The organism is Nakamurella antarctica (assembly GCF_003860405.1).
GTDB classification, from domain to species: Bacteria; Actinomycetota; Actinomycetes; order Mycobacteriales; family Nakamurellaceae; genus Nakamurella; species Nakamurella antarctica.
On sequence record NZ_CP034170.1, the window covers coordinates 836,276 to 851,249 of the forward strand.

General features: G+C 62.4%; 13 protein-coding genes and 1 pseudogene. 12 read left to right on the top strand and 2 right to left on the bottom strand.

Features of this window, described 5'->3' with window-relative positions; translation table 11 throughout:
• The first annotated feature begins 21 nt into the window (after nucleotides 1-21).
• The 4 genes from EH165_RS03615 to ilvA all read left to right on the top strand — a co-directional run bounded on the left by EH165_RS03615 (nucleotide 22) and on the right by ilvA (nucleotide 4,304).
• The gene (locus EH165_RS03615; protein WP_124798068.1) at nucleotides 22-333 is read left to right on the top strand and encodes a hypothetical protein; all 312 of its coding nucleotides are present in this window, start codon (nucleotides 22-24) and stop codon (nucleotides 331-333) included.
• A 94-nt stretch (nucleotides 334-427) separates the two neighbouring features.
• Complete coding sequence (locus EH165_RS03620; RefSeq protein WP_124798069.1) at nucleotides 428-1,792, top strand: cystathionine beta-synthase; 1,365 nt, start codon at nucleotides 428-430, stop codon at nucleotides 1,790-1,792.
• 65 nt (nucleotides 1,793-1,857) lie between these two features.
• On the top strand, nucleotides 1,858-3,009 hold the full coding sequence (locus tag EH165_RS03625) for a cystathionine gamma-synthase (protein WP_124798070.1): 1,152 nt from the start codon (nucleotides 1,858-1,860) through the stop codon (nucleotides 3,007-3,009).
• A gap of 83 nt (nucleotides 3,010-3,092) precedes the next feature.
• Entirely contained in the window at nucleotides 3,093-4,304 is a 1,212-nt protein-coding gene (gene ilvA / locus EH165_RS03630; protein ID WP_124798071.1) for a threonine ammonia-lyase, read from the top strand.
• 84 nt (nucleotides 4,305-4,388) lie between these two features.
• On the opposite strand, the pseudogene greA reads toward ilvA, so the two are convergent.
• A pseudogene (greA, locus tag EH165_RS16745) lies at nucleotides 4,389-4,879 on the bottom strand (transcription elongation factor GreA).
• Nucleotides 4,880-5,317: 438 nt separating this feature from the next.
• Here greA and mca point away from each other — a divergent pair.
• The 4 genes from mca (at nucleotide 5,318) to EH165_RS03655 (ending at nucleotide 9,437) form a co-directional block, all read left to right on the top strand.
• Nucleotides 5,318-6,220, top strand: a complete 903-nt coding sequence (gene mca / locus EH165_RS03640; RefSeq protein ID WP_239020685.1) for a mycothiol conjugate amidase Mca — start codon at nucleotides 5,318-5,320, stop codon at nucleotides 6,218-6,220.
• Complete coding sequence (locus tag EH165_RS03645) at nucleotides 6,217-6,513, top strand: hypothetical protein (protein ID WP_124798072.1); 297 nt, start codon at nucleotides 6,217-6,219, stop codon at nucleotides 6,511-6,513. Before mca ends, EH165_RS03645 begins: the two co-directional genes overlap by 4 nt.
• Before the next feature lie 27 nt (nucleotides 6,514-6,540).
• Entirely contained in the window at nucleotides 6,541-8,547 is a 2,007-nt protein-coding gene (locus tag EH165_RS03650) for a thioredoxin domain-containing protein (protein ID WP_124798073.1), read from the top strand.
• Nucleotides 8,548-8,735: 188 nt separating this feature from the next.
• A complete protein-coding gene (locus tag EH165_RS03655; RefSeq protein WP_206426084.1) occupies nucleotides 8,736-9,437 on the top strand; it encodes a hypothetical protein in 702 nt (233 codons plus the stop codon).
• Nucleotides 9,438-9,509: 72 nt separating this feature from the next.
• Here the strand turns inward: EH165_RS03655 and trhA are convergent, their stop codons facing one another.
• Nucleotides 9,510-10,184 carry a PAQR family membrane homeostasis protein TrhA gene (trhA, locus tag EH165_RS03660; protein ID WP_124798074.1) on the bottom strand — a complete coding sequence of 225 codons (675 nt, stop codon included), beginning with the start codon at nucleotides 10,182-10,184 and terminating at the stop codon, nucleotides 9,510-9,512.
• A gap of 135 nt (nucleotides 10,185-10,319) precedes the next feature.
• On the opposite strand from trhA, the gene EH165_RS03665 reads away from it, so the two are divergent.
• The 4 genes from EH165_RS03665 (at nucleotide 10,320) to EH165_RS03680 (ending at nucleotide 14,887) form a co-directional block, all read left to right on the top strand.
• A complete protein-coding gene (locus tag EH165_RS03665; RefSeq protein ID WP_124798075.1) occupies nucleotides 10,320-11,087 on the top strand; it encodes an isoprenyl transferase in 768 nt (255 codons plus the stop codon).
• 47 nt (nucleotides 11,088-11,134) lie between these two features.
• Complete coding sequence (locus tag EH165_RS03670; RefSeq protein ID WP_124798076.1) at nucleotides 11,135-12,346, top strand: DUF885 domain-containing protein; 1,212 nt, start codon at nucleotides 11,135-11,137, stop codon at nucleotides 12,344-12,346.
• 170 nt (nucleotides 12,347-12,516) lie between these two features.
• A complete protein-coding gene (locus tag EH165_RS03675) occupies nucleotides 12,517-13,212 on the top strand; it encodes a response regulator transcription factor (protein WP_124798077.1) in 696 nt (231 codons plus the stop codon).
• Nucleotides 13,196-14,887, top strand: a complete 1,692-nt coding sequence (locus tag EH165_RS03680; protein ID WP_164479112.1) for a sensor histidine kinase — start codon at nucleotides 13,196-13,198, stop codon at nucleotides 14,885-14,887. The genes EH165_RS03675 and EH165_RS03680 overlap by 17 nt, the downstream gene beginning before the upstream one ends.
• The last annotated feature ends 87 nt before the right edge of the window (nucleotides 14,888-14,974 follow it).

Sequence of the window (14,974 nt, forward strand, 5' to 3'; positions counted from 1 at the left end):
GCGCACTCGATGGTTAGTCCTGTGACAAGACCAGACTCGCAGCTCTCCGACATTGTTCGGCGGCTGCGGGTCTGGTCTTTGTCGTCATGGAAGTTCAACGGCAGGGCCGGTGCGCTGAGGGATCGGTTGCAAACGCTCGCTGATTTGACCGCGGGGCGCCTGGGACGCAGCCCACTGCAGGTGCCGGACGTGGGCGCTCATGCCCTCGTCGATCAGTTGATTGTTCTCGTCGCGGACGCGCACGATGCAGGGGTTCCGCGCGCCGAAATCGACGAACAGCTCCACCGCGTTGCTAGCGAACTCGGCCTTGTGGGGAATGGAGCGATAACCTAGCGGGGATTCGCTCCGCGCCTCGACGTCGAGCGTCACCCAGACTCACGCCACACACCTGCACATCATCCATATCGTCTTCAAAAGGGGAATTACTGTGCGCTACGCCAACTCCGTCATCGAATTGGTCGGCGGGACGCCACTGGTTCGCCTTAACTCGCTGGCCACCGGGCTCAAGCCGCTGATCCTGGCGAAGGTGGAATACGTGAACCCGGGCGGATCCGTGAAGGATCGGATTGCACTCAAGATGATCCTGGCCGCGGAGGCCTCCGGCGAGCTCCAGCCCGGTGGCACCATCGTCGAGCCAACAAGTGGAAACACCGGCGTGGGGCTCGCTCTGGTCGCGCAGCAACGTGGCTACAAGTGTGTCTTCGTCTGCCCGGACAAGGTCAGCGAGGACAAGCGGAATGTCCTACGGGCCTACGGCGCCGAGGTGGTGGTATGCCCGACCTCGGTCGCGCCGGAGGATCCCGACTCCTACTACAGCGTCTCCGACCGACTGACGCGCGAGATTCCGGGCGCCTGGAAGCCTAACCAATATGCCAACCCCAGCAACCCGGCCTCGCACTACGAGTCGACGGGGCCTGAGATTTGGGCTGATACGGATGGCAAGGTCACCCACTTCGTCGCTGGTGTCGGCACCGGCGGCACCATTTCCGGCACTGGTCGGTACCTCAAGGATCAATCCGGCGGCAAAGTCCAGGTGATCGGCGCCGACCCGGAAGGGTCCGTCTACTCGGGCGGCACCGGACGTCCTTATCTCGTCGAAGGCGTCGGCGAAGATTTCTGGCCGGATGCCTACGACAAGACAGTCACCGATCGCATCGTCGCGGTCTCAGATGCCCGCTCCTTCGAAATCACCCGTCGCCTCGCGCGCGAGGAAGGCTTGCTGGTCGGCGGCTCTTGCGGGATGGCTGTCGCGGCCGCGCTGGAGGTTGCTAAAGATCTGACCGAAGATGACGTCCTCGTGGTCATCCTTCCCGACGGCGGGCGAGGTTACCTGTCCAAGATCTTCTCTGACGGATGGATGTCGTCTTACGGGTTCCTCAACGAGCACGTGGCAGAAACCGCCGATACCGTTCTGAAGTCGAAGTCGGGCTCCCTCCCCGCGCTGGTCCACACACACCCCGGCGAAACCGTGCGTGACGCAGTGCACATCCTTCATGAGTACGGCGTATCTCAGATGCCGGTAGTGAACGCAGAGCCACCCGTCATGGCCGGTGAAGTGGTCGGATCGGTGACTGAACGGGACCTCTTGACGGCGCTTTTCACCGGCAAAGCCTCCATGACGGATTCGGTCAAACTGCACATGGGCCCGGCGTTCCCGCTGATCGGGGCTGGTATGGGCGTGGCCGAGGTGCGAGCGGCACTGGAGAACACCGATGCTCTGATGGTGATCGACGACGGTAAGCCGGTGGGGGTCCTGACGCGAGCAGATCTGTTGAGCTACATCGCCCACTGATGTAAGAGCCAACCGCGATCAGGCCAGCGCGCACAGTAGTGCCGGAGCCGGATAACCTGGGTGTTATGACCATTGAACCCGTTGATTCCTTTGCCACCCGCGCCATCCACGCCGGTCAAGATCCCGAGCAGGTGACCGGAGCAGTGGTGGTCCCGATTTATCAGACTTCCACATTCGCGCAGGATGTGGCCGGGGAGACCAGGGCGGGGTACGACTATTCCCGAGCCGGCAACCCCACGCGTACGGCGCTCGAGACGGCCCTCGCGTCGCTCGAGGGTGGCAAATTCGGATACGCCTTCGCCTCGGGGATGGCTGCGGCCGATACCGCGCTCCGAGCGATGATGAAGCCCGGAGACCATCTCATTATGGCCAACGACGCCTACGGCGGGACCTTTCGTTTGATCGACAAGATCCTGAAGCCCTGGGGGATTAGTTATGACGCCGTGCCGCTGGCTGATCTGGACGCAGTGCAGGCAGCGCTGCGCCCCGAGACCAAGTTGATTTGGGTGGAGACGCCGACCAACCCGATGCTCGGGATCGCCGACATTGCCGCGCTAGCCGAAATGGCCCATGCCAGCGGCGCAAAGCTCGTGGTGGACAACACTTTTGCGACCCCTTACCTGCAAACACCGTTGGGGCTCGGCGCTGACGTGGTCCTGCATTCGACCACCAAATACCTCGGTGGCCACTCGGATGTGATCGGTGGCGCTCTGATCACCAACGATCCGGAATTGGGTGACGCTTTCGGATTCTACCTCAAGTCCATGGGCGGTGTCGCGGGGCCGTTCGATTCCTGGTTGACGCTGCGCGGCATTAAAACTTTGGCCGTGCGGATGGACCGACACTGCGACAACGCTGAGGAGATCGTCGAGATGCTGCTGCAGCATCCGAAGGTAGGCACGGTCTACTACCCGGGGCTGGAACAACACCCGGGCCATCAGGTTGCTGCGGGACAGATGCTGCGCTTCGGTGGGATGGTGTCCTTCACCGTCGTCGGCGGTCTGGAAGAGGCGGTCAAGGTGGTTTCTCGCACCCGGTTGTTCACGCTCGCGGAATCGCTGGGCGGGGTGGAGTCGTTGATCGAGCATCCCGGTTTGATGACGCACGCCAGTGTCGTTGGTTCTGATCTGGAGGTGCCGTCAGACCTGATTCGGTTGTCGGTGGGAATTGAAGCTATCGAGGATCTGCTGGCCGACTTGAAAGACGCACTCGACTAGTGCGAACCGGACGAATCGGGTTTCAGGCAGAATAATAGGAGTACCGCGCTCGCAACGTCGCTGCGCTGAAAGGGGTGTCATCCATGGAACTCGTTACTGTGCCGGAAATTCGTGCGGCTGCGGAGTTGCTGAAGCCGATCATTCGGTACACCCCCATGGAGTCATCGCGTCCACTTGAGCTCAAGGTGGGCGGTCCTGTGCACTTGAAGTGCGAGAACCTGCAGCGCACCGGCTCCTTCAAAATTCGCGGCGCGTACACCAGAATCTCGCGGCTCGACGAGTGCGAAAAGGCCGCTGGCGTGGTGGCCGCATCCGCTGGCAATCACGCACAGGGGGTGGCTTTGGCGGCGTCACTTCTCGGCATGCACTCGACGGTGTTTATGCCGGTGGGGGCGTCGATCGCCAAGTTGGCCGCCACCCGAGCTTATGGGGCTACGGTGCACCTCACGGGCGCCAACCTGGATGAGGCGCTGATTGAGGCGCGGGCGTTCGAAGCTGAACACGGCGCCGTGCTCGTGCACCCATTCGACCACCCCGACGTGCTGCGCGGACAAGGGACCGTGGGACTTGAAATTTTAGAACAGCTGCCCACAGCCGCGACCGTCGTCGTGGCGATGGGCGGCGGCGGCTTGATCAGCGGCATGTCTGCTGCCCTGAAGGGACTGCGCCCCGACATCAAGGTGATCGGGGTTCAGGCAGAAAAGGCTGCTGCGTGGCCGGAGTCGTTGTCTGCGGGTCACCCCGTACGGCTCACCCAGATGTCCACCCTGGCGGATGGCATCGCGGTAGGGGAGCCGACGGCCCTGACCTACCGCCATGTCACCGAGTTTGTGGACGAGATTGTCACTGTTAGCGAAGACCAGCTCAGCCAGGCAATGTTGCTGTGCTTGGAACGGGCGAAACTTGTCGTCGAACCGGCGGGCGTGGCGGCCATTGCGGCCATCATGGCGCAGCCGGAAAGTTTCACCCCTCCCGTCGTCGCCGTCCTCTCCGGCGGCAATATCGACCCACTGTTGATGCTGCATGTTGCCCAACATGGACTGGTGGCTGCGGGTCGGTTCTTGACGCTTCAGCTTGATATTCCCGACCGCCCTGGTTCTCTGGCGCGTTTGGTCGCGTTGGTAGGGGAGATGGGCGCCAATATTGTGGACGTATTCCATTCCCGCCAAGGCTCGACCCTTGCGTTGGGTGATGTTGAAGTGAACCTGCGGTTGGAATGTCGCGGCGCCGACCACGCGCAGCAGCTCGCCGAGGCGGTTTCGGCGGCGGGGTTCACCATCCGCCAGCGCGCGTGAGTCTGGCGCTGTCTCTGGCCACCCTTGGTCGATTACCGCCGCGGGATGGATCAGCTGCGGTAATCGACCTCTCAGACGGTGCGTTCAGCCGCTGAAGGGGTGCGCTTCGATGATGACGACTTTCTGGGTTTTGCCGTTGGGCAGTGTGTACTCGCGGGCTTCTCCGGTGCTGGCACCGAGAATTGCTTGGCCCAGCGGTGACTGGGGGAGTACACCTGAAGCTCGCCATGGGCGCCTTCTTCGCGGGATCCGACCAGGAAAGTTTCTTTGTCGGTGCCGCCATCGTCATACGCAATGGTGACAACCATGCCCTGCTCGACGACCCCGTCGTCGGGCGGTGCGACGCCGACCTCAGCGTCGCGCATCAGTTCTTGGAGCTGGCGGATACGGTTCTCCTGCTTGGCCTGCTCGTCGCGCGCAGCGTGATAGCCGCCGTTTTCTTTCAGGTCGCCTTCTTCGCGTCGCGCGTTGATTTCGGCGGCGATAATGGGACGCTCGGCAACCAGAGAGTCGAGCTCGGCCTTCAATCGATCAAAGGCATCCTGGGTCAGCCAAGTAACGGCTTTTCCGTTCATCGCACACTCCTTTGCGCACCTACGCGATCAGCCCCGCACCGGGTGTGGTGAAGGGTGGTGAGAAATCAGGGTTTGCATCGCAGCGGGGGGCGGACTTCGCACACCGAAATCTTCGCAAAAGCCCCACTACAAACACAGACGGCCCCGCTGACGGGGCCGTGGATCTGTACCCAAGGGTAACACGCAGGCTCCTTGCAGCCATGCGAGATGGCGGAAGACGCGTGAAACTGAGCCAGAAGGGGGCGCTGCGCACTCGCGAGTACGACTCCGGCTTGGACTCGTCATTTCGGGTCCAGCAAGCGCAGCAGGCAGAATAGGAGGGGCAGAATGGTAGGACTGGCTCGATTCGGGTAACGCCCCGTCACGACGCCATACTCCAGCCCTCCATCAGTACGAAAAAACCTATATCGCACTGGAACTAGCAGGAAGTTGTCCACCTTGAGTGACCGGAACGAAAGCGCCGCAGCGGCACCTTTGCGGCTGATGGCCGTACACGCACATCCCGACGACGAGTCGAGCAAAGGCGCGGCCACCCTGGCCAAGTATTCTGCCGACGGTATCGGTGTGATGGTTGTTTCCTGCACAGGGGGTGAGCGGGGCGACTTGCTGAACCCGCGTTTCAAGGACCTGCACCTTGACATGGAGGGCATTGCTGAACTGCGCAGGGAGGAAATGGCGACGGCAGCGCAGATCCTAGGCGTTGCCCATGAGTGGCTCGGCTACGAAGACTCGGGGTACCACGAGGGTGATCCCGCGACTTGGGATCTGCCGGAGAACTGCTTCGCCCACCGTGATCCCGAGGAGGAGATCGAGGCGCTAGTCCGCATCATTCGACGATTCCGGCCACAGGTTATGACCACGTACGACGAATCCGGTGGGTATCCGCATCCGGATCACATCCGTTGCCACGTGGTATCGCTAGGAGCATTCGAGGCCGCCGGTGACCCCGCGCGTTTCCCCGACGCCGGCGAGCCGTGGACAGTATCGAAGCTCTATTACAACGTCGGCTTCTCGATGAAGCGGATGATCGCGATCAATGACGCGGTCGTTGCTACCGGGGTCGTGTCACCCTATGCGGACTGGATCACCCGGTTCACGGAGAACCCGCGCCCGGATCCCTACGAGCGCGCCACCACGCACATTGATGTGGCCGATTATTTTCAGCATCGTGACGACGCGCTCAAGGCGCACGCGACCCAGATCGACCCGGATGCGCATTGGTTTGCGGTGCCGCACGAGCTTGAAAAGCAGGTCTGGCGGACCGATGACTACGAGTTAGCACGTGCCAGTGTTCCGACGTCGGCCCCGGAGAACGATCTCTTCGCGGGGGTGCGGGAATGACGCTGCATTCGGTGCTATCTCAGATTTATCTGGCGGCGCCGCAACCCGGGGATTTTGACCCCAACTCGGGGAAGGGGCCCGAATTCGGCAAGGCAGCACCAGTAGCGCTCCTGATCGTCGTGATTCTCGCAGTCGCTCTGTACTTCCTCATCAAGTCGATGGGGCGACAGCTGAAGAAGGTTCCCCCGGCCTTTGAGGCGAGCGAAGCCCTACCGCAGGAGCAGGCAACAGAACCCCATGAAGTCGGCGGAGCTACCTCTGATTTCCCGGAAGAACCGCCCGGGAATCGGTAAGACCCCTAACCGCCGTAGCGTAGTTGCATGGCCAACAGACTGCACGGTTCCACCTCGCCTTACCTCGCTCAGCACGCCGACAACCCGGTGGACTGGTGGCCCTGGTGTGAGGAGGCGTTTGCGAGCGCGGCGGACCGGGACGTACCGATATTGCTGTCCGTGGGGTACGCGGACTGCCACTGGTGCCATGTCATGGCCCACGAATCGTTCGAAGATACCGACATAGCGGAACTGATCAACTCCGGTTTCGTCGCCATCAAGGTCGATCGGGAAGAGCGACCTGATATCGATGCCATCTATATGTCGGCCACCCAGTCGTTGACAGGGCGTGGCGGCTGGCCCATGACGGTGTTCCTCACCGCGTCCGGTCACCCGTTCTACGCGGGCACCTACTACCCTCCGACACCCCACGCAGGGTTGCCGTCGTTTACGCAGTTGTTGACGGCCATCTCGAAAACCTGGACGGATAATAAGGCCTCCATTTCGCGTGCGGCGCAGTCCATCACGCAGGCATTGCGCGACGCCAATCAAGCACTGCCCGCCGGCGAGGTGACGAATGAGATGCTCGACGATGCCGCCGCCACGATTGTGGGCAGCTTCGATCAGGTCCGGGGCGGCTTCCGTGGCGCTCCAAAGTTCCCGCCGTCGATGACACTCGAGTTCCTGTTGCGGCATTACGAGAGAACGAACTCTGTGGACTCACTGACAGCAGCCACCCGCACGCTGGAGGCGATGGCCCGTGGCGGAATCTACGACCAGCTGGCGGGTGGTTTTGCGCGCTATAGCGTGGACGCCGACTGGGTGGTGCCACATTTCGAAAAGATGTTGTACGACAACGCTTTATTACTCCGGGTGTATGCCCACCATGCGCGGTTGACGGGCTCTTCGCTGTCCGCGAGGGTGTGCGATGAAATAGTGCAGTTCCTTCTGTCCGATTTGCGGACGGAAAATGGAGCATTCGCCTCCGCGCTGGACGCCGACACCGATGGTGTCGAGGGTCTTACCTATGTGTGGACCCCTCGCGAACTCGACGACGTTCTCGGAGAGGCAGACGGCGCGTGGGCAGCCAACCTGCTGGAGGTAGGTCCGGTGGCCACATTTGAAGACGATTCCTCGGTGCTGCAACTGTTAACTGACCCGGACGACGCACATCGGTGGGCCGATGTTCGAGCCCGGCTGTTGCTGAGCCGGTCGGGTCGGCCGCAGCCGAGCCGGGACGACAAAGTGATTATGAGCTGGAATGGGTTGGCAATAGCCGCATTGGCCGAGGCGGGTTCGGCTCTCGACCGCCCCGAGTGGATCGAGGCAGCGAAAGTTGCCGTGGCGGCACTATTTTCGGCGCACCGGACAGGTGGACGCTGGGTACGGAGTTCGCGGGACAGTGTGGCTGCCGATGCCTCTGCGGTGCTGAGTGACCACGCTGACCTCGCCGATGGCCTTGTGGCTCTCTACCAGGCAACTGGACAGATCGATTATCTTACGGCCGCTGGCGAGTTGCTCGATCTCATCCGCGAGCACTTCACGGACGGGGAGGGCGGATATTTCGACACCGCCGATGATGCACCGGCTTTGGTGATTCGGCCCCGGGATCCTACCGACGGAGCGACTCCGGCGGGAGCATCCGCCGCCGCCGACGCTTTGTGTGGCTACAGCGCGTTGACCAGTGACACAGCACTTCGTGAGGCGGCAGAGATGGCGCTGCGTGGCGCAGCCCTGTTAATCAGCCGGCAGCCGCGTGCTGCAGGGCGGTGGCTGTCGACGGCCGAGGCGATGCTCACTGGCCCCCTGCAGGTGGCCATTCTTGGCTTGCCCGGCCCGGAGCGGGAAGAACTGGCCGGTGCCGCCCGGCGAGCGGCACCAGGTGGGTCCGTCATTGACGTCGGGAGTGTCGATGACGCGGCCGATTCCGGTCGGCCCCTCCTGGCTGGCAGGGACTGCGTTAACGGGAAACCCACGGCGTACGTGTGTCGGGGATTTGTCTGCGATAAGCCTGTAACCACTGTCGGCGACCTTGCGGATCTATTGAGGCACTAGATCACCCCCGCTGGCATCTCTATTTATGCAGCTCAGAGTCTTTCTGATCAGAGGGTTGACAGTGTTCCCGACATTGCGGGAATGATTACTCACCTCTTGCAGTTGTAAAGTATGTAAGCATGTAATCATAGGAGCCTCCGCCGCTGTGACGGAGGCACGACATGCTTCGCCATTGAAGGAGAACAACTGTGAGACCCCTATTTGCAGGAACAGATCAATCAGCTACCGGCGTCAACGAAGGCCCCTTTGGCGGGCACGGCGGCCGGGGCTTCGGCGCGGGCAAAGGCTTTGGCCCCCGAGGGCGCGGGGCCGGAGGGCGCGGTGCCGGGGGTCGGGGTGCCGGGGGTCGGGGCCCGGGCGCCGATGGACCCGACGCCTCGGATGCGGCTGGCTGGTTTGCTGGCCGGTTGCCAGATGGCTGGTTCGTTAGCGCACCCACCGTTTCTGTCGACCGCGACGAAATCACCGTCGTCGGCGAACTCGCCCCGCCCTCGTCCGGCGCCGTTGATGCTTCGGCAGATGCCGCGGCTCTAGCGGCGGCAGAGGATGGCCGCATTGCGCGCTTTCGGGAGGAAACCCGAGAAGAGCGAATCGACATCGCCCGGCAAGCCGAACATCGCTATGGGCGACACATTTCGTGGGGGGCTCGGATCGGCGCCACTGAACAGCTCTTCACCACGCTGTCGGTGCCAGTGATGACGCGGCTGCGGCAGTCCGATCGGCAGGTTCTTGACACCCTGATCGACGCGGGCGTCGCCCGGTCTCGCTCCGAAGCTTTAGCCTGGGCCGTTCGTTTGGTCGGCGAGAATGCCAGCGTCTGGCTGGGAGAACTGCGTGGCGCGATGGAAGAGGTTTCGAAGCTGCGCGATCAAGGACCCAAGCTCAGCTAATCGGGCAGGCCCTCATGCGTCAAAAAATATGCGGTGTCCCCCCAGCGCGGGGGGCACCGCATTTTTGCGCGACTAGTTCGACAGCAGGATGATCCACACCGCGACGCAGTGGCACAGGGCGGCAAGCGATACGCACGCGTGGAAAAACTCGTGGTAACCGAACACCCCGGGCCACGGGTTGGGCTTACGGATGGCGTAAAGGATTGCGCCGACGGTGTAGAAAAGCCCGCCGGCACACATCAGAACGACCGGAGCCACTCCGGCGTACTTCAACAGATCCGGGATGATGAAAATCGCGACCCAGCCCAGCGCGATATACACCGGTACCCCCACCCAACGCGGGGAATGCGGCCAGCCCATCTTCAGTACAACGCCTGCGACGGCGCCAGCCCACACCACAATCAACACCCAGCGGCCAGTAGTGGACGGCAGGGCCAATAACGCAAACGGCGTGTAGGTGCCCGCGATGAACAAAAAGATCATCGAGTGGTCGGCGCGCTTCATCCACGTACGCGCCCTGGGCGAAACCCAATTGTGCCGATGGTAGGTAGCGCTGATCGAAAAAAGCCCGATGATGGTGACGGCGTACACCGCACATGCGAGAGCTGCCTTCGTCCCATCGGTGCTGGCGGCGACGACAACGAGGGCTATTCCGACAACGACGGCAACGATCGCCGAGTAGAAGTGAATCCAGCCACGCGCCCTCGGCTTGAGGCCTGCTGGGGCAAGTTCTCGGGTGTCTGTCACGTGGTCAAGGTTACAGGCCAGCACACTCTCGCAGGGTGTGATGAGCAGCGTCACCACGCATGATGTCCCAACCCCGCACGCTCGGACCGCTGTTTCTCACACGCGCAGAGCGCAGCGGCGAGTAAGGTCCGCTGCGTGAGATGGCCCGCTCTGCTGTACCGCGTGTACGAATCCAAACTCACCCACGACCTGATTGGGGCGCAGCGTCCGCATCACGTGGGGGTGATGCTCGACGGCAATCGGCGGTGGGCGCGAAAAGCTGGACTCACCGATCCGAACGACGGCCACCGGGCCGGCGCTGCCCACATCACGGAACTGCTGCAGTGGTGCCAGCAAGCAGAGATAAGCCTGGTGACTCTGTGGCTCCTGTCTACTGACAATTTGCGGCGCCCGTTGGACGAGCTGGAGCCATTGCTCGAGATCATCACCGATGTGGTCGACGAGCTTGCCGCGCCGGGTCAGCCTTGGAAGCTACGTATCGTTGGCGCTTTGGAACGCCTCCCAGCCCAAATGCAGACGCGACTGTCGGCCGCAGAATTACGCACCGAAAGCCGGACAGGTGTGCAGGTCAATGTCGCAGTGGGATACGGCGGCCGACAGGAAATTGCGGATGCGGTGAAGTCGCTGCTGCGTCACAAAGCTGATGAAGGGCTCACCGGCGAAGAACTCTTCGCCGAACTTGACGTCGACGCTATCGGCGAGCACCTCTACACCTCGGGTCAACCGGACCCGGACCTGGTGATCCGGACGTCGGGGGAGCAGCGGCTGGGCGGTTTCCTGCTGTGGCAGAGCGTGCACTCGGAGTTTTGGTTTACTGATGCGTATTGGCCAGATTTTCGCCGCGTTGATTTTCTTCGCGCACTGCGCGACTACGCCGCCAGGCACCGCCGGTTCGGCACCTGAGTGCGAAGCACTGCCCGGGCAGATCCCTGCGGCGTAACGTCTGGGAGGTGAATCTGGTAACGGAATACCTCAAACTTGGACTTCGATTCGACCGCGTCGTCGAAGGTTACGTCGATGCCTATTTCGGTGATCCGGCACTGAAAGCGCAGGTGGCAGGTGAGGAACAACCCGACCCAGCCGAGCTGGGGCGGCAGGCGGCGCAGCTGTCGGCCGAGGTGGCCAATACCGATCTGACCCCTGACCGCGCGGCCTTCATCACCAGCCATTTGGACGCACTCGCGGTCGGCGGTGCGGTCTTGGCAGGTGAGAATCTTTCTTTCATCTCCGAGGTGCACTCGTATTTTCAGGTCGAGATTGCCGAGATCCCCACGCAGGATTACGAACAGGCGCACCAGGACGTCTCGGATTTGATCGGGGGCGTCGGCGATCTCGGCGACCGGCTGAGCGCGCTGCGAGCCCAAGAAGCCTGCCCGCCGGAGCTCGTCGAAAAAGCGGTGGCCACCCTCGCCGCGGCGCTTCGTGAGCGGGTCGTCGAACCCACGGGCTTGACTGGTCTGGACGAGCATATTGGCTTCGAAATCGAACGTGATGTTGCGTGGAGTGGATTTAATTACTACCTGGGCAACTTCACCTCGCGGGTGGCGGTAAACGCCGATATCGGCCACCGCATGAGTCAGCTTCCCGTGCTGGTTGCCCACGAGTGCTACCCCGGGCACCACACCGAACACTGCCGCAAAGAGTCGCTGTTGGTGCAGCAGGCAGACCAGCAGGAGCAGACCATCTTTCTGGTGAACACTCCGCAATGTCTGATGGCCGAAGGGCTTGGAGACCTAGCGTTGACAGCCGCGGTGGGACCGGGCTGGGCCCGTTGGGCCCAAGGTGTGCTCGCTGGCATCGGCCCAACATACGACCCGGACCTCGCCGAAGCTCTGGAGATCGCGCTCCGACCGTTGAACACCGTCCGGCAGAACGCGGCAATCATGTTGCACGACAAAGGAACCGACCCAGATGTAGTCATTGCGTACATGAAGCGGTGGCTGATGGTGGACGAGGCCCGAGCGCGCCAGATGCTCAGATTCATGTCGGATCCGCTGTGGCGCGCCTACACATCCACCTATGTGGAAGGGGAGCGGCTACTGCGGCCGTGGCTTGAGGCTCGGCCGGTTGGGCAGAGCGCACTTACCCGGTTCCAACGGTTGCTAGACGAACCGCTGACCCCGTCTGTGGTGCAAGCGGAGATGCGTGCCCTGGCTCACTGAGGTTGCTGGTCACACGGGTTTCCCATTCCACCCCCATCTGCCTCCGGCCGTGATCTGATGTGCTCAGGGACAATGGTCGGTGACAGGGCCAGCATCCGTGGGTCGTCACTTCGTGGTGATCTGACATGCGCAGAACCCATCGGTGGTGCGCGAGGTAAGGGGAACACGCTATGGCTGATCAGGCCCGACTGTTGGTAGTAGACGACGAACCGTCGTTGCAGGACATTGTTGCCACCTCAATGCGTTTCCTGGGGTACGAGGTGAGCACCGCGGCTACAGGCCGGGAGGCGGTCAAAGCAGCGATCGCGCAGAATCCTGACCTGGTGATTTTGGACGTGATGCTGCCCGACTTTGACGGACTGGAAGTGATGCGGAAGATCCGGGCCGCGGGCGTTGATGCCGGGGTGCTGTTCCTCTCCGCTCGCGACACCCCCGCGGACAAGATCGCCGGACTTACGGCCGGCGGTGACGACTACGTGACCAAACCCTTTGGGCTGGAGGAGCTTGCGGCTCGCGTAGCCGCAGTGCTCCGACGCGTGCGGCCGGACGACGACAGCTCGGTGGTGCTCCGCGTCTCCGATCTTGAGCTGGACGAGGAGACCTACCAAGTCACGCGCGCGGGTCAGATCATCGACCTCGCTCCCACCGAATATAAGCTTTTGCGTCACATGATGATCAACGCAAACGTCGTACTATCCCGGCAACAATTGCTGGACGCGGTCTGGGGCACCGACTTCTATGGCGACGATTCCGTGGTCGCAACCTACATTTCTTATCTCCGACGCAAGATCGATTCCGGGGCCGAAACGCCGCTGCTGTTCACACACCGCGGCTTCGGATACGTGCTGCGTGGCCAACGAAAGTAGGGGTCTTGGCCGGGGCGGCGACGACCCTGCGCCTGCGGTGCCGCTGGGCGCGGCGTCGTCAGAAATGTTTTCATCCCTCGGGTCTGGACCTGTCGATGGGGAAGCAGAAGACTTTCCCGCAGGGGGACCCAACACCGCGCCGATCCCGATCATCATCGACGCGCTTGGTTCGGATTCTGCTTATTCGTTCAACCCGCCGAACGAGAACGTACTTCCCAGACGCCGCTGGTCGCTGCGGGCGAAACTTATTGGGTTGGTAATTGCGGTAGCCGCGGTGGCCTTGATAGTGGCCGATATCGCGCTGCCCATCGTGGTCCGAGCTTCGTTGATGAGTAGCCGCGACGCCAACCTCACCGCGATGATCGCCTCCCTCCCACCGACCGTCTCATCGCAAAGCTTGCAACGATCCGCGTCGAATAATCCACTGCGCGGAGAGATCGGCTGGACAGTGATCCAGCGCGGCGGATTGGTGCTCACTATCCCCACCGCAGACGGCGCCGAGGGCCCCGTCATCGGTAATGCCGACGTGAGTTCGCCCATCACCTTGAAGGCGGCAACGGGCGAACCGTACCGGGCGCTGTCCCTGTTGCTATCCGATGACGGCATGCCCGTGACCCTCGTGGTGTGGTCGCCCATCGAAGATATCGAATCCACGTTGGACAAACTGGTAGTGGCTGAGCTGGTGATTTCGGTCGGGTTGCTGATCCTCCTAGGGGCGGCAGCTTCGTTGCTGATCAGACGCGAACTCAAATCGTTGGAAGAGATGGCGATAGCTGCCGACCAGATCGCTGCCGGAGACATCAACCGTCGAGTTGATGCCGCCCACTCCGGGGTCGAGGTGGAGCGCCTCGGCAATGCCTTCAACGACATGCTGGATGGGATTAGCGCGTTATTGGATGAACGGCAGGCCGCCGAAGCGCGCCTACGACAGTTTGTTGCCGACGCCTCCCACGAGTTGCGCACCCCCGTGGCGGCCGTGCGCGGCTACACCGATCTTTACGCCGCTGGCGCACTCCCCGAAGATGCCGCTGTCGCACGTGCCATGCAGCGCATGGGTTTTGAGTCACGGCGGATGGCCGCGCTGGTCAATGACTTGCTGACGCTGATGCAGGCCGACGCCACCGAATCGATGCACACGGAGTCGGTGGACCTTGCAGAATTATTGACCGGAGTGGTGGACGATGCAGCTGCGATCGACCCGAGCCGGGTATGGCGGATGGCCGGTCTCGGCGCAGGCAGCCCCGGGTTCGGGGCGGGCGGGTTGGGGGCTCCCGGGTTCGCGGCCGGGGGCTTCGCAGCACAGGTGCCCAGGGTTTTGGGGGACAGACTCCGGTTGCATCAACTCTTCGCCAACCTCCTCGCCAATATCCGGACCCATACGCCGGCGGGCACCGCCGCAACGGTGGCCATCATCCCGGCGGGACGCAGTGTCGTGATCGAGGTCAGTGACAACGGCCCGGGAGTCGGAACTGATTCGCTAGCAAAGCTTTTCGACCGCTTCTACCGAGAGGATGCGGCGCGGAGCAGGGAAAGTGGTGGGGCTGGCCTGGGCCTTTCCATTGTGGCCGCTATCGTCAAAGCCCACGGCGGCACAGTGAGTGCCGCGCACGCCCAAACAGGTGGGCTGGCTGTCAGGGTGAAGTTGCCGCTCGCGCCGGTCAGTTCCCCCCTGTGACGGCCATTTTAGACGCGCCGCACCGCTGATCATTTCGACACCAAACGTTCACACATTCGTTGCGTGTCTTCGCCTTTGGCCGCGATA